19 protein-coding genes are annotated in these 21,692 nt (G+C 60.7%); 5 read left to right on the top strand and 14 right to left on the bottom strand.

Annotation, left to right across the window (positions count from 1 at the left end):
• Positions 1-12 precede the first annotated feature (12 nt).
• From ACGYLD_RS06595 to ACGYLD_RS06555, 9 genes are all read right to left on the bottom strand, one after another.
• On the bottom strand, positions 13-1,470 hold the full coding sequence (locus ACGYLD_RS06595) for a biotin carboxylase (protein ID WP_271692737.1): 1,458 nt from the start codon (positions 1,468-1,470) through the stop codon (positions 13-15).
• A gap of 17 nt (positions 1,471-1,487) precedes the next feature.
• Positions 1,488-4,223 carry an aminotransferase class I/II-fold pyridoxal phosphate-dependent enzyme gene (locus ACGYLD_RS06590; RefSeq protein ID WP_271692736.1) on the bottom strand — a complete coding sequence of 912 codons (2,736 nt, stop codon included), beginning with the start codon at positions 4,221-4,223 and terminating at the stop codon, positions 1,488-1,490.
• Positions 4,224-4,289: 66 nt separating this feature from the next.
• Positions 4,290-5,372: a carbon-nitrogen hydrolase family protein gene (locus ACGYLD_RS06585; protein WP_136720276.1), complete on the bottom strand. Its 1,083-nt coding sequence runs from the start codon at positions 5,370-5,372 to the stop codon at positions 4,290-4,292.
• Between the two features lie 67 nt (positions 5,373-5,439).
• A complete protein-coding gene (locus tag ACGYLD_RS06580; RefSeq protein ID WP_271692735.1) occupies positions 5,440-5,871 on the bottom strand; it encodes a universal stress protein in 432 nt (143 codons plus the stop codon).
• Positions 5,872-5,883: 12 nt separating this feature from the next.
• Positions 5,884-8,637 (bottom strand): TRAP transporter permease, encoded by a 2,754-nt coding sequence (locus ACGYLD_RS06575; protein ID WP_394401728.1) that lies wholly within the window; start codon positions 8,635-8,637, stop codon positions 5,884-5,886.
• Between the two features lie 101 nt (positions 8,638-8,738).
• Positions 8,739-9,698 (bottom strand): TAXI family TRAP transporter solute-binding subunit, encoded by a 960-nt coding sequence (locus tag ACGYLD_RS06570; protein WP_067268205.1) that lies wholly within the window; start codon positions 9,696-9,698, stop codon positions 8,739-8,741.
• A 222-nt stretch (positions 9,699-9,920) separates the two neighbouring features.
• Positions 9,921-11,522 (bottom strand): ABC transporter ATP-binding protein, encoded by a 1,602-nt coding sequence (locus ACGYLD_RS06565; RefSeq protein ID WP_271692733.1) that lies wholly within the window; start codon positions 11,520-11,522, stop codon positions 9,921-9,923.
• The gene (locus ACGYLD_RS06560; protein ID WP_067268208.1) at positions 11,519-12,334 is read right to left on the bottom strand and encodes an ABC transporter permease; all 816 of its coding nucleotides are present in this window, start codon (positions 12,332-12,334) and stop codon (positions 11,519-11,521) included. Before ACGYLD_RS06560 ends, ACGYLD_RS06565 begins: the two co-directional genes overlap by 4 nt.
• Entirely contained in the window at positions 12,331-13,278 is a 948-nt protein-coding gene (locus ACGYLD_RS06555; protein WP_271692732.1) for an ABC transporter permease, read from the bottom strand. Before ACGYLD_RS06555 ends, ACGYLD_RS06560 begins: the two co-directional genes overlap by 4 nt.
• Positions 13,279-13,524: 246 nt before the next feature.
• Here ACGYLD_RS06555 and ACGYLD_RS06550 point away from each other — a divergent pair, with 246 nt between their 5' ends.
• Positions 13,525-13,968, top strand: coding sequence for an HdeA/HdeB family chaperone (locus ACGYLD_RS06550; protein ID WP_271692731.1), 444 nt, complete (start codon positions 13,525-13,527; stop codon positions 13,966-13,968).
• Between the two features lie 77 nt (positions 13,969-14,045).
• Here the strand turns inward: ACGYLD_RS06550 and ACGYLD_RS06545 are convergent, their stop codons facing one another.
• Positions 14,046-15,530, bottom strand: a complete 1,485-nt coding sequence (locus ACGYLD_RS06545) for an ABC transporter substrate-binding protein (RefSeq protein ID WP_271692730.1) — start codon at positions 15,528-15,530, stop codon at positions 14,046-14,048.
• Positions 15,531-15,688: 158 nt separating this feature from the next.
• On the opposite strand from ACGYLD_RS06545, the gene ACGYLD_RS06540 reads away from it, so the two are divergent.
• From ACGYLD_RS06540 to ACGYLD_RS06530, 3 genes are all read left to right on the top strand, one after another.
• Positions 15,689-16,951: an Hsp70 family protein gene (locus tag ACGYLD_RS06540; protein WP_271692729.1), complete on the top strand. Its 1,263-nt coding sequence runs from the start codon at positions 15,689-15,691 to the stop codon at positions 16,949-16,951.
• A gap of 167 nt (positions 16,952-17,118) precedes the next feature.
• A complete protein-coding gene (locus ACGYLD_RS06535; protein ID WP_168612603.1) occupies positions 17,119-17,964 on the top strand; it encodes a formate/nitrite transporter family protein in 846 nt (281 codons plus the stop codon).
• Positions 17,965-18,006: 42 nt separating this feature from the next.
• On the top strand, positions 18,007-18,942 hold the full coding sequence (locus tag ACGYLD_RS06530) for a YihY/virulence factor BrkB family protein (RefSeq protein ID WP_394401723.1): 936 nt from the start codon (positions 18,007-18,009) through the stop codon (positions 18,940-18,942).
• Between the two features lie 3 nt (positions 18,943-18,945).
• Here the strand turns inward: ACGYLD_RS06530 and ACGYLD_RS06525 are convergent, their stop codons facing one another.
• On the bottom strand, positions 18,946-19,674 hold the full coding sequence (locus ACGYLD_RS06525; RefSeq protein WP_271692727.1) for a Crp/Fnr family transcriptional regulator: 729 nt from the start codon (positions 19,672-19,674) through the stop codon (positions 18,946-18,948).
• Positions 19,675-19,764: 90 nt separating this feature from the next.
• Here ACGYLD_RS06525 and ACGYLD_RS06520 point away from each other — a divergent pair, with 90 nt between their 5' ends.
• Complete coding sequence (locus tag ACGYLD_RS06520; protein WP_271692726.1) at positions 19,765-20,136, top strand: hypothetical protein; 372 nt, start codon at positions 19,765-19,767, stop codon at positions 20,134-20,136.
• Here ACGYLD_RS06520 and ACGYLD_RS06515 read toward each other — a convergent pair.
• From ACGYLD_RS06515 to ACGYLD_RS06505, 3 genes are all read right to left on the bottom strand, one after another.
• Positions 20,087-20,422, bottom strand: a complete 336-nt coding sequence (locus ACGYLD_RS06515) for a phage holin family protein (RefSeq protein WP_271692725.1) — start codon at positions 20,420-20,422, stop codon at positions 20,087-20,089. The genes ACGYLD_RS06520 and ACGYLD_RS06515 overlap by 50 nt on opposite strands.
• Before the next feature lie 15 nt (positions 20,423-20,437).
• A complete protein-coding gene (locus ACGYLD_RS06510; protein ID WP_067264153.1) occupies positions 20,438-20,743 on the bottom strand; it encodes a YqjD family protein in 306 nt (101 codons plus the stop codon).
• Between the two features lie 106 nt (positions 20,744-20,849).
• Positions 20,850-21,659, bottom strand: a complete 810-nt coding sequence (locus tag ACGYLD_RS06505; RefSeq protein ID WP_067264155.1) for a response regulator — start codon at positions 21,657-21,659, stop codon at positions 20,850-20,852.
• Positions 21,660-21,692: the final 33 nt, after the last annotated feature.

Raw genomic sequence — 21,692 nt, 5'->3', positions numbered from 1 at the left:
CCTTTCAACTCGTTACAGGATCTTGAACGCCGGATCAGAAAGCTCTGGACCGGCAGAGGCGGTGGGCAAGGGTTTGCCATCCACGCTGCGTTTGATCCCATGAATCCACTTTTTCGCGCGTTCGTTCAACTGGAAAGACTTGGTCATCGACCGACCCCGCGTCACGAGGATGCCAATATCCGCGCCCTCGTAGCGATAGTCACCCGGTTGCAGGATGCGCAGGAAGAAGGCCTCGTTCTCGCTCTCGACCGCGCGGCGGTGATAGTCGAAACGGTCAAAGACCACGCTGCCGTCTTCCTTCATCTTGTAAATCCCGGTTTCGGGCGCTTCGGTGCAGATGTCGACACTGTCTTCGGTGTGTTTGATGACCATCTGGCTCCAACCGTCGATATTGTCCGGATCGGCCCAGCGGGCGTTCAACTCATCCACGTCGAGGGTGAACTTCTTGCGGCTGAACTCCAGCAGGTGGAACAGGAACAGCGGCGCATCGGCATGGGCAAAGGCCGCGTGGTTGGTCATGGAACTCGCCCCGGTGATGCGCGGGTTCAACTCCCCCAACCACAGGTCGCCGGTCTTCTTATCGATCAGGAAGTCGAGCTCGAAATAGCCGCGATAGCCTTCTTTGCGCAGCTGCTCGCCGAACTTGAAGGTCAGATCGCGCGCCTTCTCACGAACCTTGGGCGGGAAGGCGGTGGCGAGGATCTCGTTGCCGCACCAGCCGCCGCGATAGGGGGTCAACTCCTTGAAGCCGACCAGTTCGGTCATCAGCGGCCCAACGATGGTGCCTTCCTTGGTGGCGCAGGCCTCAATCGCTGCGCCACGGCAGTCGATCCTCTTCATGATCTTGATCTCGCCCTCGCCCACGATCTCGCTCTCGTGGCGGCGGAAATCGGCCTCGGACTTGATGAAGAAGGTGGTATGCCCGCTGTCGCCATAGGCCGATTGCAGCACAAGATCGTGGCCGAGATCCGCCTTCTCGCAGATCTCGCGCAGATGGTCGTAGCTTTTCACCTCGCTCAGCGTATTAGGCACCGAAGGCACACCAGCCTTGTTGCCGATGCGCACGGTCTCGATCTTGTTGTCCATCGACTGGCGCAGCTTGGCTTTCGGGAACCAGACCTCGGCGCCCAGCTCCTTGCTCAGACGCTCGGTCTCTTCGTCGAACATCAGGAAGACGAACTTGGGCTTGCCGCCGCGGCGCTTGATGAAGTCGATGACCTCCTTGTGCTGCAGCAGGTAATTGTTGATGTCCTCAATGCTCTGGAACTCCGCATGGGGCTGTTCCGAGGGGCAAAACACGTTGGGATGCTTGCCGCCGTAGCAATCGATGTAGCAGATATATTTGAAATTCTTCACCCATTCGTCCAAGCCCAACAGGTTAAAGTTGGTGGCCGAGATGAAATAGACCGGGTCTTCGTTCCGGTGAAAGAACCGGCGGATTTCAGAGATATTCTTGAGAATTTTTGCCATGTCGTTGGTCCTTTTAATCAAACGGGTGAAGAGGAAAGGTCTTTGCCGCGCACGCGTTTCAATGCCTCCGCGGTAAAGACGCGCAGGCCCAGATCGGGCCGGTATCCGTGGATCTCGCTGACATCGAGCGCGCGCATGAAGTCGAGAATTTCCTGGCTGACGACCTGTCCGGGGACGAGAATCGGAAAACCGGGCGGATAGGGAATGATGAAGCTGGCCGAGACCACCGTGTCGCCCGCGTCCATCGCCTCTTGCAGCGAGCCGTTGAGGTCGAGGTAGTCGCAGTTCTTCTCATCATAGGCGAGGAAAAAGGCCGTGCGAATGTCGCCCTCGGGCGTGTCGGCGGCGCGGAAAGCGTCGTGGAAACAGCTGAAATCCGGCAGGGGCGGGTAGTCTTCCATCAGGTTCTTGACCCGCCGATCGAACGACAGTCGCTCCATCCGGCTGGCATCGTCCAGCAGATCGTCGAGCGACTTGGCGATCTCCACCAGCACTTCGATCAGATAGGCGACCGAAGAGCGCGTGGTGCCGATGTTGGTCATGAACAGCACGGTATTGCGCGAGGTCTTGTTGATCTGGATGCCGTATTTGTCCATCAGGATCTGGGTCTTGAAGGTATCGCCATCCCAGCCCGTGCCGCCCACGGCCAAGGTCACGCGGGTCGCGTCGAGCACGAATTCATCCTGCTCCCAGCAATCCCACATGTCGGTCCAGCCCTGCTCAACGTCATAGTAGCTGGTGACGCCGCTTTCGCGGTGCTGTTCGGGGATCATGTCCCCGGCGGAGAGCACTTTGAAATACTTGCGTAAGAGGGGGTGTTCGCTGATCGCGCGACGCATCGACATCGCCGCTTCGACCTGTCGTTGCACGAATTCAAACCCTTCGAGTTCGACCTGACGCCGCCCCACGTCGAGCGAGGCGATGATCTGATAGTTCGGCGAGGTCGAAGTGTGGGTCATATAGGCTTCGTGAAAACTCTGCTCGACCTCGCCTTTGAAGTCCTGATCGTTGACGTGAATCATCGAGCCCTGCCGCAGCGAGGTCAGCGTCTTGTGGGTCGATTGCGTGGCATAGGCCCGCACCCGCGCCCGCGGCGGGGGGATCAGCCGGGTGTTGAGCAGGGTCTCATCATCCGCGTCCTTCAGGGTCTTTTGCTGCGCCTCATAGGCGGCGGCATGGGCCTCTGACTTGAACTTCGCCCGCAAGGTATTGGCCGCGTTCATCGCGGTGCGCTGGCGATATGTGGGACTAAACCGGGCAAAAGCGAACCATGCCTCGTCCCAAAGGAAGATGAGGTCGGGCTTGATCGCCAGACATTCCTCCATCACCCGCTCGACGTTATAGACCAGCCCGTCGAAGGTGCAGTTGGTCAGCAAGAGCATCCGCACCCGGTCGAGCTTGCCCGCCGCCTTAAGCTCCAAGAGCCGCTCCTTGATCTCGCGCAGCGGCACCGCGCCGTACATCGAGTATTCGTTAAGCGGATAGCTGTCGAGATAGCTCACCTGCGCGCCGGCGAGCACCATGCCGTAGTGGTGGCTCTTGTGGCAGTCGCGGTCGACCAACACGATGTCGCCGGGCCGCACCAACGCCTGCACCACGATCTTGTTGCAGGTCGACGTGCCATTGGTGGCGAAAAACGTCTGTTTAGAGCCGAAGGCGCGGCTTGCCAATTCCTGCGCCTCCTTGATCGGACCGTGCGGCTCCAAGAGACTATCCAGCCCGCCGGAGGTGGCGGAAGTCTCTGCAAGGAAGATGTTGGGGCCGTAGAACGCCCCCATGTCCTGAATCCAGTGACTGCGGGTGATCGACTTGCCACGGCTGATCGGCATGGCGTGGAAGACGCCGGTGGGCTGTTTGGAATATTCCACCAGCGCAGTGAAGAAGGGCGACTTGTTGCGCGCCTGCACGCCGCGCAGGATGTTGAGGTGCAGCTCCATGAAGTCTTCTTGGTTGTAGAAGACGCGGCGACAAATCCCCAGATCGAGCCCGGCGATATCCTCGACCGAGCGTTCGGTGACCAGATAGGCATCAAGCTCGGGCCGGACCTTGGCAATCATGCGGCAAAGCTCTGGGCCATAGCTTTCGGGTTGCAGCGCGTCGATCTCATCCTGCCCGCCCGCGCGGGCGAGGTAGCGGGTCAGGATCTGTTGATCGACTTTCGATTTCAATGTGAGCCCGGGGCGGACGACGATGGCTTGGATATTGTGGTTGAACATCACTGCGATCAGCGCGTCTTCAAGGCTGGGCACCACGACGGCTTCGTAGATGAACGGGTCTTCGGTCCGGCGCATGCGGGAGACATTGCTGCGCAGCCAGCGTTCCTGCTGTTCGTTCACATTGTCGACGATCAGCACTTCGAAATAGGGTTTCGCCAGCGCCCGCGCCTCGGGCGGCAGCATCGCCTCGTCGTCATGCTCGTCCTGATCTAGACTGTCGCGTTCCAACGGGATGGTGCGGCGGCGATAGGCGCCGGTGGTCAGCGCCCGGGTTACCCGGTTCACGGCAAAGGCCAGATCCTCGAAATTGCCATGGGCGAACTGGCGGCGCATGTGGTCAAAGGCGGACATGCCCGGAAAGGCCCAATAGGGCTCAATCAGGGCCAGTGACTCAAACAGCGCCTCAATTTCCTTGCGCCCCTGCGCCGCGTTCTTGCCTTTCGGATCGCGTGACATGGCGGCGGCGGCGGCGCGCAGGGCGCTCCACCGATCCGACCGCAGTTGAATGGCCGAGGAATAGTCGTTCATAGAATGCATCAGTCGTCCTCTGCTGGAGGGCCGACCGATGCGTCAGGTAGCGCTTTGCGCGAACCTAACCCCGGCCTAGCCGCTGGTATTGTCGTTCTGCCCGGGCGTGTCGGGCGTTGTCTGTGGGTCGGGCGTGCCCGCAGCCGGGGCCACGGGCGCCGGTGTCTGGGCCACCTCGGGCGCCGTCCCGGCGGTGGGGCTGGCAAGCGGCTCAGGCGGGAAACCGTTCTTGCCCTTATAGGTCGGGATCTCGGCAGGCACCTGCTGGGCGGGCACATCGACATGCAGCCCCGCGCGGCTGCCCTGTTGCGGAATTTCAAGCGGGCCAAGGGTGTGCAGGAAGGCATCCGCGCCGCTGTCACGGTCATAGACCGGGAAGTCTGTCGGGCGGTCGCGGAAGGATTTGAGCAGTTGGCCCAGCCCCTTCATCCCCGTCTCACGCTGACGGCGCACCATGTTGAGGTCGATCTCAATCGGGAACATATCCTCTTGCCCCGCCGATTGGTGCAGCACCATCGAAGTCGGATCAACCACGCAGGACCGGCCCACGCCCCCGGCGCCGAGGCCATTCACGTCGAAGATATAGCACTGGAACTGCGCCGCCGTGGCGCGCGCGATGGCAAGTTCCGCATCGCGGTCGGTGGTGCCGGTCAGCACCGGGTGCAGCAGCACCTCAACCCCTTGCGAGGTCAACTGCCGCGTCGTTTCGGGGAACCACATGTCATAGCAGATCGACAGGCCAAAGCGGCCCACATCCGGCACATCGAAAATACAGAATTCATTGCCCGCCGCGATCCCGGCCTCATAGGGCCGGAAGGGGAACATCTTGGCATAGCGGCGCACCACTTCGCCTTCTGGGTTGATAACGACCGAAGTGTTATACACGCGGCCATCCTCGGGATGCTTGAGGAACATCGAACCGGGGATCAGCCAGACCCGATGCCGCCGCGCGGCGGCCTGAAACTGTTCGATCGTCTCATTCTCGGGCGGCAGGGCAAACCGGTCGAGCGGGCCGAAAGGTGCCAGTTCGGAGAACAGCACCATCTGCGTCCAAGGGAAACGCGCCATCAGAATGTCGAGCCGCTGGATCATGCCCTCGACATTGGGCTGCAAGGCATTGACGTACATCTGCACGCCGGCAATCGCGAAAGGGGTCATGCGTGAATACTCCGAACTACGCGGCGCAATGGACCATTTCCTTGCCTATCTCCGCGACGCACGTGTCTTACGCCCTCACGACCAGAACGGAAACAGGGGAACGACGCACAATGCGGTCGGCGTTGGAGCCGACGAGGAATTCGCGCAGGCTGTCGGGGTGCTCGGACCCCATGACCACCAGATCGGCGTTTGATTTCTTTATCGTTTTCAGCGCCTCACGGTGGATCTTGCCGAATTTCAGATGCTGCTTCACCTTTACGTCATCAGGCACCTCACGCTCGACCAGCTGTTCAAGCGCCTTGGCCGCGCGGCCTGTGGCCTGTTTTTCATAGTCCACGGGGAAGAACCCTTCGACCAGTGGCGTGCCCATGTCCGGCACGACCGAGAGGATATGCAGCGTACCCTTGGACAGGCGGATCATGTCGATCGCCTGTGGCAGCGCCTTTTCCCATGATTTCGGGTCGCTCAGATCAACGGTCAGCAGAATGTTATCGAACATGATGCGCCCTCCTCAGGCTGTCGCGGGCTTACGGGGGGCCTGCGCGGCACGGCCCCGTTGCAAGAACACCACCAGCGCCAGAAGTAGCAGGGCGGGGATGAACATCCAGTACTTGCTGGGTTGTGGCATCGGTTTCAGCACCCGCAGCACCTCTTGGTCCCAATCGAGGCCCGCGCCCTGGGCCGGGCTGTCGTAGAGGACATCGTCGATGATCATCTTGTCGCCATCCTCGCGGAACATGAGACCCGCGGCCTCCAACTTCTCGGCACCGGTCTCACCTTCGCCGATGGGCAGCAGCGCCACGAACTCCAGCGGATCGCCCAGATCGTTCACGCCCGAGATGCGCAGCCGCAGCCGTTCACCCGCAGGGGTTTCTTCGGCGGCCTGAACGATCTCGGTCGGGGCTTCCTCGCTATAGGGGGGATAGATCATGTCCATCCAAAAGCCCGGGCGGAACAGGGTAAAGGCGATAAGCAGCAGCGCGATGGTTTCATAGAAACGGTTGCGGGCCAGAAAGAAGCCTTGGGTCGCCGCCGCGAAAAGCAGCATGGCCACGGTGGCCACCACAAAGATGAACAGCCCCTGCCCCCATGTGACCCCGATCAGCAGCAGTTCCGTGTTGAAGATAAACAGGAACGGCAGCGCCGCGGTGCGCAGGGAGTAGAAGAAGGCGACCAGCCCGGTGCGGATCGGATCACCGCCCGAAACGGCGGCGGCGGCAAAGCTCGCCAGACCCACCGGCGGGGTCACATCGGCCATGATGCCGAAGTAGAAGACGAAGAGATGCACCGCGATCAGCGGCACGATCAGCCCGTTCTGCTGGCCCAGCGTCACGATCACCGGCGCTAGGAGCGCCGAGACGACGATATAGTTCGCCGTGGTGGGCAGGCCCATTCCAAGGATCAGCGACAGGACCGCGGTCAGGAACAGGATGGCAAGGATATTGCCGCCCGAGAGCACTTCGACCACATCCGCAAGCGCCGAGCCGACACCGGTCTGGCTGACCGCGCCGACGATGATGCCTGCTGTTGCCGTGGCGATGCCGATGCCGATCATGTTGCGCGCGCCGGTGACCAGACCGTCGATCAGGTCAAGGAACCCGGCTTTGACATCGTTGACGAACTGGCTCTCCCCCCGGAACATCGCCATGAGCGGGCGCTGCGTCAGCAGGATGAAGATCATATAGGCCGCGGCCCAAAAGGCCGAGAGGCCGGGCGACAGGCGGTCGACCATGAGCGCCCAGACCAGCACCACGACAGGCAGGATGAAATGCAGACCGGAACGCGCAGTGGGCCCCGGCATCGGCAGGGTCGTCACCTCGGCGTTGGGGTCTTCCATCTCAAGCGGTTCTTCCTGGCTCGCAACATAAAGTAGGCCAACATAGACCGCCGTGAGGAAGACAAAGATGATATAGCCCGCCGTTTCGGGGAAGGCCGGGCGAATCCAGCCCATCAGGTAGTAAACCGCAAAGGACAGCGCGCAGATCGCGATGATCGCAAAGGCGATACCGATAAGCTGCTGCACCAGCGGCTTGGGCGTATAGGCGCGCGGCAGGCCCTGCATCCCGGCCTTCATCGCCTCAAGATGCACGATGTACACGAGCGCGATGTAGGAAATCACCGCAGGCAAGAAGGCGTGTTTGACCACGTCGAAATAGGGAATGCCGACATATTCGACCATCAGGAAGGCCGCAGCCCCCATGACGGGCGGCATGATCTGCCCATTGACAGAAGAGGCCACCTCGACCGCGCCGGCCTTTTCTGAGTTGAAGCCCACCTTCTTCATCAGCGGGATGGTGAAGGTGCCCGTGGTCACCACGTTGGCGATGGATGAGCCCGAGATCAGGCCGGTCATGGCCGAGGCCACAACGGCAGCTTTGGCCGGACCGCCGCGCATGTGGCCCATGAGGCTGAAGGCGACTTGAATGAAGTAGTTACCCGCCCCCGCACGGTCCAACAGCGAGCCGAAAAGCACGAAGAGGAAGACGAAGGAGGTCGACACGCCAAGCGCGATGCCAAAGACACCTTCGGTCGTGATCCACTGGTGGTTCACGATCTCGGAAAGGCTGTTGCCCTTATGCGCGATGATGCTTGGCATATAGGGGCCAAGCACGGTGTAGAAAAGAAAGACGCTCGCCACGATCATCAGCGCAGGCCCAAGAGCGCGGCGGGTGGCTTCGAGCAGGATTAATAGACCGGTAACCCCTGCGATATAGTCTGGCAGGATCGGCGCGCCGACGCGGTTGGCGATGTCACGGTAAAAGATAAAGAGGTAGAGCGCGCAGAATGTACCGACGATGGCCAAGGCCCATTCCCAGATCGGAACGCGGTTCTTGGGCGAGCCGAGGAGTACTGTGGCAATAACGAAGAGCGCGGGGATCGGGATCCACCAGATGGCGGTCGAGTCCTTGGTGCTCACCATAAAAAGCGCGGCAAGAACGATGGGCACGATGACGCCAAGCGCCACCTGAAAACTCGTGCGCGTGGCTGGAAACACCATGATGCCAAGGAATACAGCAAAGCCAAGGTGAATGGAGCGGGCCAGCGTATCGTTGAAAAGACCAATGGGCGACGCGATGTAGAGCTGAAACAGGGACCATGCCAGCGCGACGAGCAGCAGCAATGTGCCCATCAAACCACCGACCGAACGCCCACCCGTATCAGAAGAAGCGACAAGTTCGTCCAGTTCCGCCTGGCTCAACCCCCCCCGGTCACCGGTCGCGGCGGTTTCGACAGCCGCCGCCTGTTGCTGGTCCTTCTCAGACATATCGTCCCCCTGTCGGCTCCACCTTGGGGTGGATGCGCATATTGTTTTTCGGGTCTCTGACGGCAGCGTACCGCCGCCAGAGCTATCATGTCACGGATAGATTACTCGAGCCAACCTTGCTCTTTGTAATACTTCTCGGCGCCGGGGTGCAGCGGCGCGGAAAGACCGCCCGAGATCATTTCCTCTTGGGTCAGGTTCTCAAAGGCAGGGTGCAGACGCTTGAAACGGTCGAAGTTGTCAAAGACCGCCTTGACCACCTGATAAACGACTTCGTCGTCAACATCGGCAGAGGTCACGAAGGTGGCTTTCACGCCGAAGGTTTTCACGTCTTCGTCGGTGCCCTTATACATGCCGCCCGGCACGGTGGCCTCGGCATAATAGGGATTGTCGTCGATCAGACCTTGGATCGCGTCACCGTCCACGGGGATCAGCTTGGCATCAACGGTCGACACGGCTTCTTGGATCGAACCGTTGGGGTGGCCCACGGTGTAGATGATCGCATCCACCTTGTTGTCGCCCAGAGCGGCGGCTTGCTCAGCCGGTTTCAGCTCGGAGGCCAGTGCGAAATCGTCCAGCGTCCAGCCTTTGGCGTCCATCACGACTTCCATGGTGGCGCGCTGACCGGAACCGGGGTTGCCGATGTTGACGCGCTTGCCTTTAAGGTCGTCGAAGGACTCGATGCCGCTGTCGGCACGGGCGATGACGTTGAAGGGCTCACCATGCACGGAGAAGACCGCGCGCAGGTTGTCGAACTTGTCACCCTCGAACTGGGAGGAGCCGTTGTAGGCGTGGAACTGCCAGTCGGACTGGGCCACGCCCATGTCCATGTCGCCCGCTTTGATCGCGTTGATGTTGGCGATCGACCCGCCGGTGGAGGGGGCGGTGCACTTCAGGTTGTGATCCGCGGTGCCGCGGTTCACCAGACGGCAGATCGACTGACCGACGACAAAGTAAACGCCCGTCTGACCACCGGTGCCGATGGTGATGAATTTTTCCTGCGCCATAGCCGCAGTGCCGGCCACCATGGCACCGGTCATCGCGAGCATTTTGAACATTTTCATAAGATGTCTCCCATTGTTATAATTGGCGGACCACCCTTTAGGCGGACACCATTGCATGCACAAGTAGAGCGCCGCAGCCTTCAGGCAATTGACTGGGCTAGGAAATTCTTCACACGCCATTCAGACCGCGAGCAGACATGCCCCTGTGGCGGGAATCCCCGATTTCACGTTAGGTCGGTTTTTCATCGCAATCAATGCGGCTGACACAAAGGGCCGCAAAGCCTAGCCGACGGGCTGGGGCAGGTCAGGCAGAACCGGCGCGGCGGCGATCAGCGATTTGGTATAGGCGTGCTGCGGCGCGTCAAAGACCTTCGCGGTCTCTCCCGCCTCGACGATCTTGCCGGACTGCATCACCAGCACGCGATCTGTCACCGTGCGCACCACCGACAGGTCATGCGAGATGAAGAGATAGGTCAGGTCATAATGGCTGCAAAGATCGGCCAGCAGATCAAGGATCTGCGCCCGGACCGAGACATCAAGCGCGCTGACCGCCTCATCGAAAAGGATCAACTCGGGCCGGATGATCAGCGCCCGGGCAATGGCGATCCGCTGGCGCTGCCCGCCGGAGAATTCGTGAATGTATTTCCGTGCATCCGCCGGGCGCAGTCCCACGGCGGTCAAGGCTTCGTCGATCGCGCGGGTTCGGTCGGCCCCCTGCAGCGGGGTGTCGAGCAGGTGGAAAGGCTCGGTCACCAAACGGTCGACCCGGTGGCGCGGGTTGAAGCTACCGAAAGGGTCTTGGAACACAACCTGCATCTTGCGGCGCACGGCGAGGTTCGGCTGCGTCCCGGTAAAGACCGGCTGGCCATCGACAGTGATACTGCCCTCTTGCACCGGCTCCAGCCCCAAAATCGCCCGGGTCAGGGTCGATTTCCCGCAACCGGATTCCCCGACCAGCCCCAAACGCTCCCCCCGGTTCAGGGTAAAGCTGAGGTTGTCCACCGCGCGGAACGTGCCGGGCGCGCCGAAGAGTTTCTTGCGCGGCAGATGGTAGTCGCGGCAGACGCCTTTGACCTCTAGCAGAGGCTCAGGCGCGGGCGGTGCGGGCAGGTTCACCTCATGGCGGGAGGCGTCGAAAAGCATTTTGGTATAGGGGTGCTGCATGTTGTGCAGCAGGGCCTGCGTATCCCCCTGTTCAACGATCTGCCCCTTGCGCATGACGATGATCCGGTCGGCCATATCCGCCACGACGGCAAGGTCATGAGTAATCATCAACAGCCCCATGCCGTCTTCGCGCGCCAAACGCGTCAGCAGGGCGAGGATCTGCGCCTGCGTGGTGACATCCAGCGCGGTGGTCGGCTCATCGGCGATCAGCAGACGGGGGCGCAGGGCGATGGCGATGGCGATCACCACCCGCTGGCGCTGCCCACCGCTCAGCTCATGCGGATAGCGCGACAGGGGGAAGCGGTCTTGGGGCAGGCCGACGCGGGTCAGCGTATCGGCGGCGCGGGCCTCGGCCTCGGCCCGGGAGACGCTCGGCTCATGCACGCGGATCGTTTCGGCGACTTGGCGGCCAATAGTCTGCACCGGATTCAGCGCGGTCATCGGCTCTTGAAACACCATGCCGATGTCATTGCCGCGCATATCGCAAAGCGCTGCCTCGTCCATCTGGGTCAGATCGTCCTCGCCCAGCATGATATGCCCGGTCGTCGTCGCGCCCTTGGGCAGCAGCTGCATCGCCGCCAGCGCGGTCATCGACTTGCCAGAGCCGCTTTCCCCGGTCACGGCCACGATCTCTCCCGGTGCGACGGAAAAGGTCACCCCGTCGAGGATGCGCAGCCCGTGGATAGAGAGCGAAAGGTTGGAGACAGAAAGAAGCGTCATGTGCGTGCCACCCTCAGGCGGGGATCAAGCAGGTCGCGCAGCCCGTCACCCATCAGGTTCAGCCCCAGCACCGTCAGGATGATTGCGAAACCCGGCATCAGGGCCATATGCGGCGCGATGCTGACCATGGTCTGCGCATCGGCCAGCATCCGGCCCCAAGAGGGTACCGGCGGCTGCGCACCGAGGCCCACATAGCTCAGCCCCGCCTCGGCGAGGATGCCAAGAGAGAATTGGATAGTCCCCTGCACGATCAGCAGGTTGGCGACATTGGGCAGGATATGCTCGAACGAGATACGCGCCGCGGATTTGCCTGCCACCCGTGCCGCCATGATGAACTCCCGCTGCCACAGCGACAGCGCCGCACCGCGGGTGATGCGCGCGAAAACGGGAATGTTGAAGATGCCGATGGCGATGATCGCATTGATCGCCCCGGCGCCAAAGACCGCCGTAATCAGAATGGCGATGACAATGGCCGGAAAGGCAAAGACCAGATCATTGCCGCGCATGATGACCTCATCCACAAGGCTGCCGCGCCGTGCCGCAGCCCAAAGCCCCAGCGGCACCCCCACGCCCATGCCAATGCCCACCGCCACCAGCGCCACGGCGATAGAGGTGCGCGCGCCGACCATGATCATGCTCAGAATATCGCGGCCAAAGTGATCCGTCCCCATCGGATGCGCCAACGACGGGCTGCGCAGCTTGTTCGCGATATCAAGCCCGGCATAGTCATAGGGTGTCCAGACAAAGGAGATCAGCGCGGCCAGCAGAAAGACCGAGGTCAGCACGGCCCCAAGGAACAGGTTGCGGTTCATGCGCGGGCCCTCAACCGGGGATCGACGGCGGCATAGGCCAGATCGACAAGGAAGTTCACCAAGATCACCGAAAAGACCAAAAGCATCACGACCGACTCGACCACGATCAGGTCTCGTGCCGAGATCGACTGAAACACCAACCGCCCGAGCCCCGGCAGGTAAAAGACCTGCTCAATAATGATCGACCCGGCCAGCAGGAAGGAGAACTGCAGCCCGATGATGGTCAGCACCGGGATCAGCGCATTGCGCAGCCCGTGCCGCCAAAGCGCCTGCCGCGCCGTCAGCCCCTTGGCCCGCGCGGTGCGCATGAAATCTTCGCCCAGCACATCCAGCAGGGCCGAGCGCATGACCCGTGCGAGGATCGCCGCCTGCGGCAAAGCCAGCGCGATGGCAGGTAGGGTCAGCGCGTGCAGCCCGGCGAAAAGCCCCTTGTCCCAACCGACGAAACCGCCTGCCGAAAACCAGCGCAGATTGATCGAAAAGATCAGCACGAGGATCATGGCGAACCAGAAGTTCGGCACCGCCACGCCCAATTGCGTCGCCCCCATCACGCCCACATCCCCCGCCCTACCGCGGCGCGAGGCGGCATAGATGCCCGCCGGAAAGGCCACGATGACAGAGAGGAAAAGCGCATAAAGCGCCAATGGCACAGAGACCCAAAGCCGGTCGCCGATCATCTCGGTCACCGGGGTGCGATAGGTGTAGGAGGTACCGAAATCCCCCTGCAACATGCCACCGACCCATTCCAGATAACGCTCTGGCCGGGACTGATCGAGCCCCAGTTCACTGCGCAGCGCGGCCAGCGTTTCGGGCTGGGCATTCAAGCCCAGCATAAAGGAGGCCGGATCGCCGGGGGCGACCTCGATCACCATGAAAATCACCAGCGACGCAACCGCGAGACTGATGAGCAAGGAGAGAAATCTTTTCAACGCATAGCGCAACATAGCGCGGAGGTTAGGCGGCACGCTCGGGAGGGTCCAGAGCCCGCGTGCAGTTTCCCCGGCAAGAAGGACAAAAATGCTGATTTTTTAAGTGCCGCTGTGATTTCCGCGCTGGACCGCTATCGAAAGAATCCAGCAATGACAGAGCCTTATACGCTCAGAACGCGGTTTTCCTGTGCCTTATTGCTATGCGCTGGAACCATATCCGTTATGCGGTGTTGTCTTCGGGAGAACAGACAAAACTGGAGAATGAAAATGAAAACGACTTTGAAAACACTTGCGATCGCCGGCCTTCTAGGCACCGTTTCCGCACCCGCCTTCGCCGCTGCTCACATGGATATGGCAACCATGACCTGCGCGCAGTACCAAGAACTCAGCGATGACGACAAAATGAAAGTCGCTTCCATGGCAATCGCCGAGTTGGAAGATGGCGGCCACGGTGGCTCCATGATCACCGAAACCAAGAGCGACGGTTCCGAGCCGAGCGACATCTCCGCTGAAGAAGCGACAGATTCCGAAGAGGCCGAAGATTCCCTGATCGACAACACCAAAGCCGTTGAAGATTCCGAAGACGCCGACGTGATGGCCGACACGGACATGCAGCAGGAAATGGAAGACTTCATGGTCGTCTGCAACCAGAACCCTGACGCGCTGGTAAGCGAAGCCGCTGCTGGCATGCGTGGCAAAGACTAATAGGTCTTCGCATATAATTACAAAGGGCGCGCCTCACGGCGCGCCCTTTTTTAGTGTCTCGACATGATCCTTTCAGATCACTCCGCCCAGCTGACACCAGTCAGATCGGTCGCCTGTGTCGGTGCGTTCACCCAAAGCCCTTCGACACCAGCCTTGGCAATCGTCGGGAAGGCGAGCTGGAACAAGTAACCGTTTACATAGTCTTCGGCGATGATACGCTGCGCCTTGGCCAGCATCTCGCTCCGCGCGGCGGGGTCGGCGGTCTTGTTGAACTCGGTCATCAGAGACTGGAATTCGGCATTGTCATACTGAAAGTAATAGTCCGGGTTGGCATAGATGTTGATGTCCATCGGCTCGGTGTGGCTGACAATCGACAGGCCGAAATCCTTACCCTTGAACACGGTTTCCAACCACTGCGCCCATTCGACATTGGTGATCTGCGCCTTGATGCCAACCTCGGCCAGCTGCGCGGCGATGATCTCACCCCCGCGGCGGGCGTAGGATGGGGGCGGCAGGTGCAATGTCGTCTCGAACCCATCGGGGAAACCGGCCTCGGCCAGCAGCGCTTTGGATTTCTCGGGATCGTAGCTGCTCATCTCCGTCAGGTCGGCGTAGTCCGGGTTATGCGGTGCGAAATGGGTGCCGATGGGCGTGCCATAGCCAAACATCGCGCCGTCGATGATCGCCTGCCGGTCGATGGCATGGGCCACGGCCTCGCGCACTTTGACGTTATCGAAAGGTTCGCGCTGATTGTTGATTGACAGGATCGTTTCCCCTTCGGTCGAGCCGATCAGAACCTGAAACCGCGGGTCGGCTTCGAACTGGGGGATATTCTCGGGCGCGGGGAAGCCAGTGAAAACATCGACATCCTCGGCCATGACGGAGGCGAAAGCCGCTGTCGGGTCCGAGATGAATTTGAACGTCGCGCTGGCCAGCGCAGGCGCTTCGCCCCAATAGTCTTCATTCCGGGTCAGGGTGATCTTGTCGCCTTGGTTCCAGTTCTCAAATTTGAAAGCGCCGGTGCCGATTGGGGTCTGTTTGATCGTCTCGACCGATTCCGGCGCCACGATCACCGCATCGCCCCAGGCGAGGTTGAAAAGCATGTTGCCGTTCGGCTCGCTCAGTTTGACCTCAACGGTCTGGGGATCGATGACATTCACCTCGGAGATTGCGGAATAAAGTGCCTTTTGCGCGTTGGCGCTGTCTTCGGCATTGATCCGGTCGAGGGTGAATTTCACATCCTCGGCATCCATCGTGGTGCCATCGTGAAAGGTGACCCCCTCGCGCAGCTTGAAGGTATAGGTCAGACCGTCTTCGGAAATCTCCCAAGATTCCGCCAGCCCGGGCACGACAGAGCCATTGCCCATGAAGCGGGTCAGCCCTTCGAAAACATTGGTATATAGCACCGAGTCGATGGCGCCCGCAGCGGCGGAGGTCGGATCGAGATGCGGCGGCTCAAGCTGCATGGCGACGGTGATGTCGTCCTTGGCAAGGGCCGTCGTGGCGGCAGCGACCAATGCGGCGCTGGCCACACCGGTCATCAAGCGGTTCAAACGGTTCATGAAAGTCTCCCATATTGGTGTATTTTTTTGCGAGGCTAGCCAAAAGCCACGCGGCACGCCAGCCTTCGTTGCCAAGCGCGCGCGAGAAGGGTATCGCGGGTGCTTTGCACGGGCGCGCCGCGCATCGGCCGACCGTGAAAAGGCATCAGGAGAACATCATGGCCACGCTGGGGATTGATTTCGGAACCTCCAACACCGCGGCGGGCATCGCCATCGGCGGCACCCCGCGACTGATCTCGCTGGAGGCCGAGGCACAGACCCTTCCGACGGCGGTCTTCTTTGATTTCGAGGCGCGGGAAATGCGGATCGGTGCCGCGGCATCCGACGCGCTGCTGGCCGGGGCAGAGGGCCGCTATATGCGCGGGTTGAAAAGCCTGCTTGGCACCCGGCTGATGCGCGAACGAAGGGTGCTTTTGGGCGAAAGGCTCGATTTTATCGACATCGTGGCGCGGTTTCTGGCACGGGTCAAAACGCAGGCCGAAGCCGCCACGGGAATGTACTTCGACAGTGCGCTCTCGGGGCGTCCGGTGCGCTTTCATTCCGCCGATGACGCCCGCGATGCACAAGCCCTGACAGACCTGCGCGAGGCATATGGCCGGGCGGGTTTCGATCACGTAGACTTCATGAACGAACCCGAAGCCGCCGCAATTGCCAATCGCGCGGCCTTGCGTCCCGGGGATCTGGGGCTGGTCATCGATATTGGCGGCGGCACCTCGGATTTCACGTTGTTCCGGCAGCGCGGGAATGATGAGATCGACATTCTGGAAAGCCACGGCATTCGGCTGGGCGGGACCGATTTCGACCGGTCCCTGTCGATCGGGCGGGTGATGCCGCAGCTTGGCATGGGCAGCGAAATTCGCCACGCTTTCGGGGGTGACACACATATCGCGCCCAATGCGATCTTTAACGATCTGGCCACTTGGGCGAAGATCCCGTTTCTCTATGGGCCGGAGACCCGTAAGGCGGCGGCGGAACTCCATAAGTTCGCCGAACATCCCAAACGTCTGGCTCGCTTGGTCAAAGTGCTTGATGAAGAGCTTGGTCATGACCTCGCCTTTGCTGTCGAAGCGGGGAAAATCCGTGCCAACGGGGCGGGCGACGCGGGGGATGCTGAACCGGTGATCGACCTGTCGATGCTCAAACCCCGCGCGACCTTGCCCCTGCCTCGCGATTGGATGCGCAAGCGGCTGTCGAAGCTCGCCGTCCAGATGGGGGACGCGGCAGAGGCGACGGCGCAGAAGGCAGGCCTCGCGCCCGAGGCAGTGGACCGGCTGATCTTTGTCGGCGGGTCGAGCCTGATGGCGGTGGTCGAAGAGGAGATGCGGGCGCGGTTTCCCCGGGCGGAACTGCATCGGGGGGCGGCGCTGACGGCGATTGTTGAGGGGTTGGCCTTGCGGGCCGGTGGGAATGAACACGGCTGATCCGGCTGGTTGAGAGTGCGGGATCGGTATTTGAGAAAGGATGAAGGTGAAGGGGGGAGGCTCGACAGGGCCGCTGGTGGTGCGGCATGGGGCTGCGGTCTTTTTACTGTGCAGATGGTCGGGGCGGGCTATGTTCATCATGTCCATGAATTTCAGGAAGAACGCGAATGGCCCCACTGATCCAGAAGAAACCCCCGACCTCTGCTGTGCAGGAGGAGGCGGAAGAACGCTCTGTCAGTGATGCGGCGGCGCTGTCGCCCAAGCTGATCTATGAGGTAATCCGGCGCGAGGGGCGCGACGAGTTGAATCGAACCAACCGTTCGCTGATCTGGTCGGGGATTTCCGCGGGGATGCTGATCAGTCTTTCTGTCTTGGGCGAGGCGATTTTCCGGACCTATCTGCCGGATGCGGAGTGGCGGTTTTTGCTAGAGAACCTTGGCTATTCCTTGGGTTTCATCGCGGTCATCATGGGCCGGATGCAGTTGTTTACCGAGAACACCATCACCACCGTCTTGCCGCTGATGCAGGAGCGTAGTTTGGGTGTTTTGTGCAGCCTGTTGCGGCTTTGGGGTGTTGTATTGGGGGCGAATGTCGTCGGGGCCTTTGCGGCGGCGGCGCTATTTATCTATACGCCTGCGATTCCAGAAAACATTCTGCCCGCCATTATCAGCCTTTCGGAACATGCCACCGGGATGGGGGTGTCGGAGGCTTTCTGGCGGGGCATTCCGGCGGGCGTGATCGTGGCGCTGATCGTTTGGATGCTTCCGCAGGCGGATGAGACCGCTTTTTTCCTGATCCTGACCTTCACTTGGCTGATTGCGGCGGGGGATTTCACGCATATCGTCGCGGGTTCGGTCGAGATGGCCGCGCTGATCCTGCATGGCGGCTTGGGGGTCGGTCAGGCGATCTTTGGCTTCTTCCTGCCGGTGCTTGTGGGCAACATCATCGGCGGCACGGTGGTCTTCACCCTTGTTGCTTGGGGCCAGGTCCGCGACGATGTGGAGGACAGTTGAGGCAAAGCGGTCCCGATCAATGGCGGGGCCGAATTGAGAGGAATGGCATTGGTGTTGCGCAGACCCCCGACCCGACCGGCGATCTATTGGGATGCTTTCAAGGCGAGCCTGAAACAGGCGGCGGAGGACAACCTTGCGCTGATCTCGGCCGGGGTGGCGTTTTTCGCCATGTTGTCGCTGTTTCCGGCGCTGGCCGCATTGATCGCGCTTTTGGGGTTGATTTCAGACCCTGTCGTCGTCGTCGCCCAATTGGAGGAAGTGCGCGGACTGCTGCCGGATGATGTCTATGACATCATCAATACGCAGGTGACCGGCTTGGTCACCGCGCGGGCCGATACATTGGGTTGGGCCGGTATCGTGTCATTGCTGGTGGCGCTTTGGTCCGCCCGGGCCGGGGTGGGGGCGATGGTGATCGGATTGAACGCCGTTTACAATGAGCGCAACCGCAATGCCGCGAAACACTACCTTCATGCCCTGCTTCTGACGGTGAGCCTTGTGGCGGTCGGCATCGTGGCGCTGCTGGCGGTAGTGATCGCGCCGATCATTCTGGCCTTCATCCCGCTTGGCCCCTTTGGCAATGCGGTGGCCGACCTTTTGCGTTGGACCGTGGCGACGGTGGTTTTGTTTGCTGGGGTTGGGGTGCTTTACCGCTTTGGGCCGAACCGGCGGGCGGCGCGGCTGCCTTGGCTCAGCAGCGGGGCGATTTTGGCGGTGCTGTCTTGGGCGGTGCTCTCCATCGGTTTTTCCTATTATGTGGCCAATTTCGGCAACTATAATCAGGTCTATGGCTCGATCGGGGCGGTGATCGCGATGTTAATCTGGCTTTGGATCAGCAGCTTTTTGATCTTGTTTGGGGCCGCATTGAACGCGCAGGTGGAGCGGCGGACGCGGCCTGACAGCACCGTCGGCCCGGCCAAACCGCGGGGTCAGCGCGGGGCGGAGGCGGCGGATACCTATATCGATCTGGCGCAGGACTGACGGTTAGAGCAGCGGGCGTTTTTGGCGGCTTTCCGGATCGGTCATCCCCTCTTTCGCCAAGGCGGCGAGATCGTTGATTTGCAGCACCCTGTCGGACCATGACAGCAATTGACGCTCCTTCAGGGCGCCGAGGGTCTTGTTGGTGTGCACCACCGAGAGGCCAAGCGCATCGGCCAGATCGCGTTGGGAATAGGGCAGCAGCATCTGGTTGTGGGTGACCATCCCGAGCGACTGGCCGCGTTCGAAAATCTTGACCATCGCCCAAGCGATGGCCTGCATCGCGGTGCGTTGGCCGATGGTGGCGAGGACTTCGCCCATGAAATGCTCTTCGATGGCGGCCAGCCAAGTGATGTCAAAAGCGCGTTCGGGGTGGGATTTGAAGAAGTTCCAGAACTCACTGCGGTTGAAAACGCAGAGCCGCATATGGGTGCGGGCTTCGACGGAATGGCCCATTTCGCCCATGATGCCTGCCTGTAGCCCGATGAAATCGCCGGGGAAGACAAAGCTGATGACCTGCCGGCTGCCGTTCTCTAGCGTCTTGTCGCGGATGCCCATTCCGGTGAGCGCCGTGTAAAGCTGGGGCGAGTTCGACCCTTCCAGCAGGATCGGCGTGCCCGGTTCGACGGTCAACTCACCCGACTTGAACTTCTCCATGAAGCTCACTTCTTCTTTCGACATCGGCAGGAAGGCATCCTTGCGCCGAAGGGGGCAATAGCGGCATTGTGTCGTCATTAGATAAAATTTGCCTTCATATGTCTTAGTTTAATGCGCGCGTTTTGCGCACCCCCTACACCGGCGACTTTGCTTACCCGGGGGAAGACCATGTCGATCTTGATCTACGAACCGGACCCATTGGTCTGTTCAGACATAAATGAAACGCTTTCTGCCGCGTTTCCGCAATCTCAAATTGAAGTATTGGAAAGCTTTGATCTCAGCGTCTTGGTGGACAACGTCAACGACACGGAATTCGCGGTCCTGTCGCTGCGGCGCGAACAGTTGCAGCAGCATCTGTCGGAACTGTCGAACTTGCAGGAGTGGTTTCCGATCATCTGCATCATGAACGATACGCCACGGCTGGCGAAGGTGGGCGAGCGGTTGAAATTCATCACCCGCCCGTTTTCCAGCAGCAACCTGCTGGCCGCTATTAACGGCGCGCTTTCTGACCCGCGGTTATGCCAGCCAGAAATGCCATGACCAGGTTCTTCAGGCCATCATGATCGGAAGCGGCGGGGTCTTCTTGCCGGGACGGCTGCGCCGCGGCCTCACCATCTGACCCGGCGATGGCGAGCAAGAGAAAGCCCATACCGAAATAAAACGCGCCGAGGATCAGCGCGGCGGTGAGCGCTGTGGTGACGGTGATGAGGTAAAGCCACGCCGCCAGCGTAAGAAACAGCAGGCCGATCAGCAAAAAAAGCACGGCCCCGGCGCTGAGCATGGCGGTACGCAGCGCCCGTCGCAGGGAGCCGCGCAGATGTTGCATCACCGAAGACAGCATTTAGCGGCGGGCCGTCACAAGACCGACGAGGAAACCGATGCCTGCGGCAATCCCCAAAGCGGTTCCGGGCTGGGCCTTGAGGAATTCCTCGGCCTGTTGCTGAACTTCCATCGCCTTGAGACGCCCCGTATCGGCGAAATCATTCGCCGCATTGCGGGCATTGTCCCGCATCTCTTCCGACTTGGCCTTGCCATAGTCGCCCAGGGTTTCGGTCAGCGATGCGATGTCTTTTTTAAGAAGTGCGATCTGATCCGACAGATCGTCAATCGTCACCTCTTTTGCGGCAGCGGTTGTGGTCTTGGCCATGCGGGCCTCCTGAATGTTTGGGTGATGTTAGGCGGCACGCGCTTTTAATGCAAAGGGTTCCCTGCGCGACGTTGCGCGCGGGGAACCCTGTTTTCGCGGCTCAGCTTCAGGCGTTGAGCGTTTCCGTGGAGGAAAAGAACATCGCTTGCGACACGGCCGAGACGACCTGATCAACCGAATAAGGTTTGGAAATCAGGAAGGCAGGCTCGGGCTTGTCGCCGGTCAGCAGACGCTCGGGGAAGGCGGTGATGAAGATCACCGGACGCATGCCCAGCTCGTTCAGCAGGTCGTTCACCGCGTCGATGCCCGATGAGTTGTCGGCCAGCTGGATATCGGCGAGGATCAGGTCCGGCACATCGGCCTTGCCCAGTTTCACCGCCTCTTCGCGGGTGCGGGCGATGCCGGTCACCCGGTGGCCCATCTCGGCCACGATGGATTCAATGTCCATCGCGATGATGGCTTCGTCTTCGATGATCATCACCGAACCCGAGGTGCTGTCGGCCATTTCGCGATGGGCGATCTGGATCAACTCGCCCGCTTCGGCCTCATCCACACCGATGATCTTGGCGATTTCCCCGTGAGAGAAGCCTTCGATCGTGTGCAGCAAAAGCGCTTCACGGCTGTTGTTCGTGAGGCTGGAAAGATGGCGCTGTGCCTTGGCCCGCGGGCCGCTTTCGCCCTCTTCGACCGGGGCACCTGCGCTGGCCCAAATACCGTACAAAACCTTGAAAAGACCCGTCTTTGTATCTACTCCATCGAGCACCGAGCGATCAACCAAGATGGCTTCGAGGGCTGCCGCGGCAAAGGTGTCGCCACTGGTCTGGCTGCCTGTCATCGCCCGCGCGAACCGGCGAAGGTAGGGGATGTTGGCTCCCAGTTCATCGCTGATGCTGGTCTTTTGTGTCGCATCGTTCATCTAGTCGAATCCTTTTTACTTTTCTTGGAACCA

The organism is Sulfitobacter sp. 1A12056, from assembly GCF_043558125.1.
Classification (GTDB): Bacteria; Pseudomonadota; Alphaproteobacteria; order Rhodobacterales; family Rhodobacteraceae; genus Sulfitobacter; species Sulfitobacter faviae.
The sequence above is the reverse complement of the archived record's forward strand: the minus strand, read 5'-3'. Positions and strand labels throughout refer to the sequence as shown.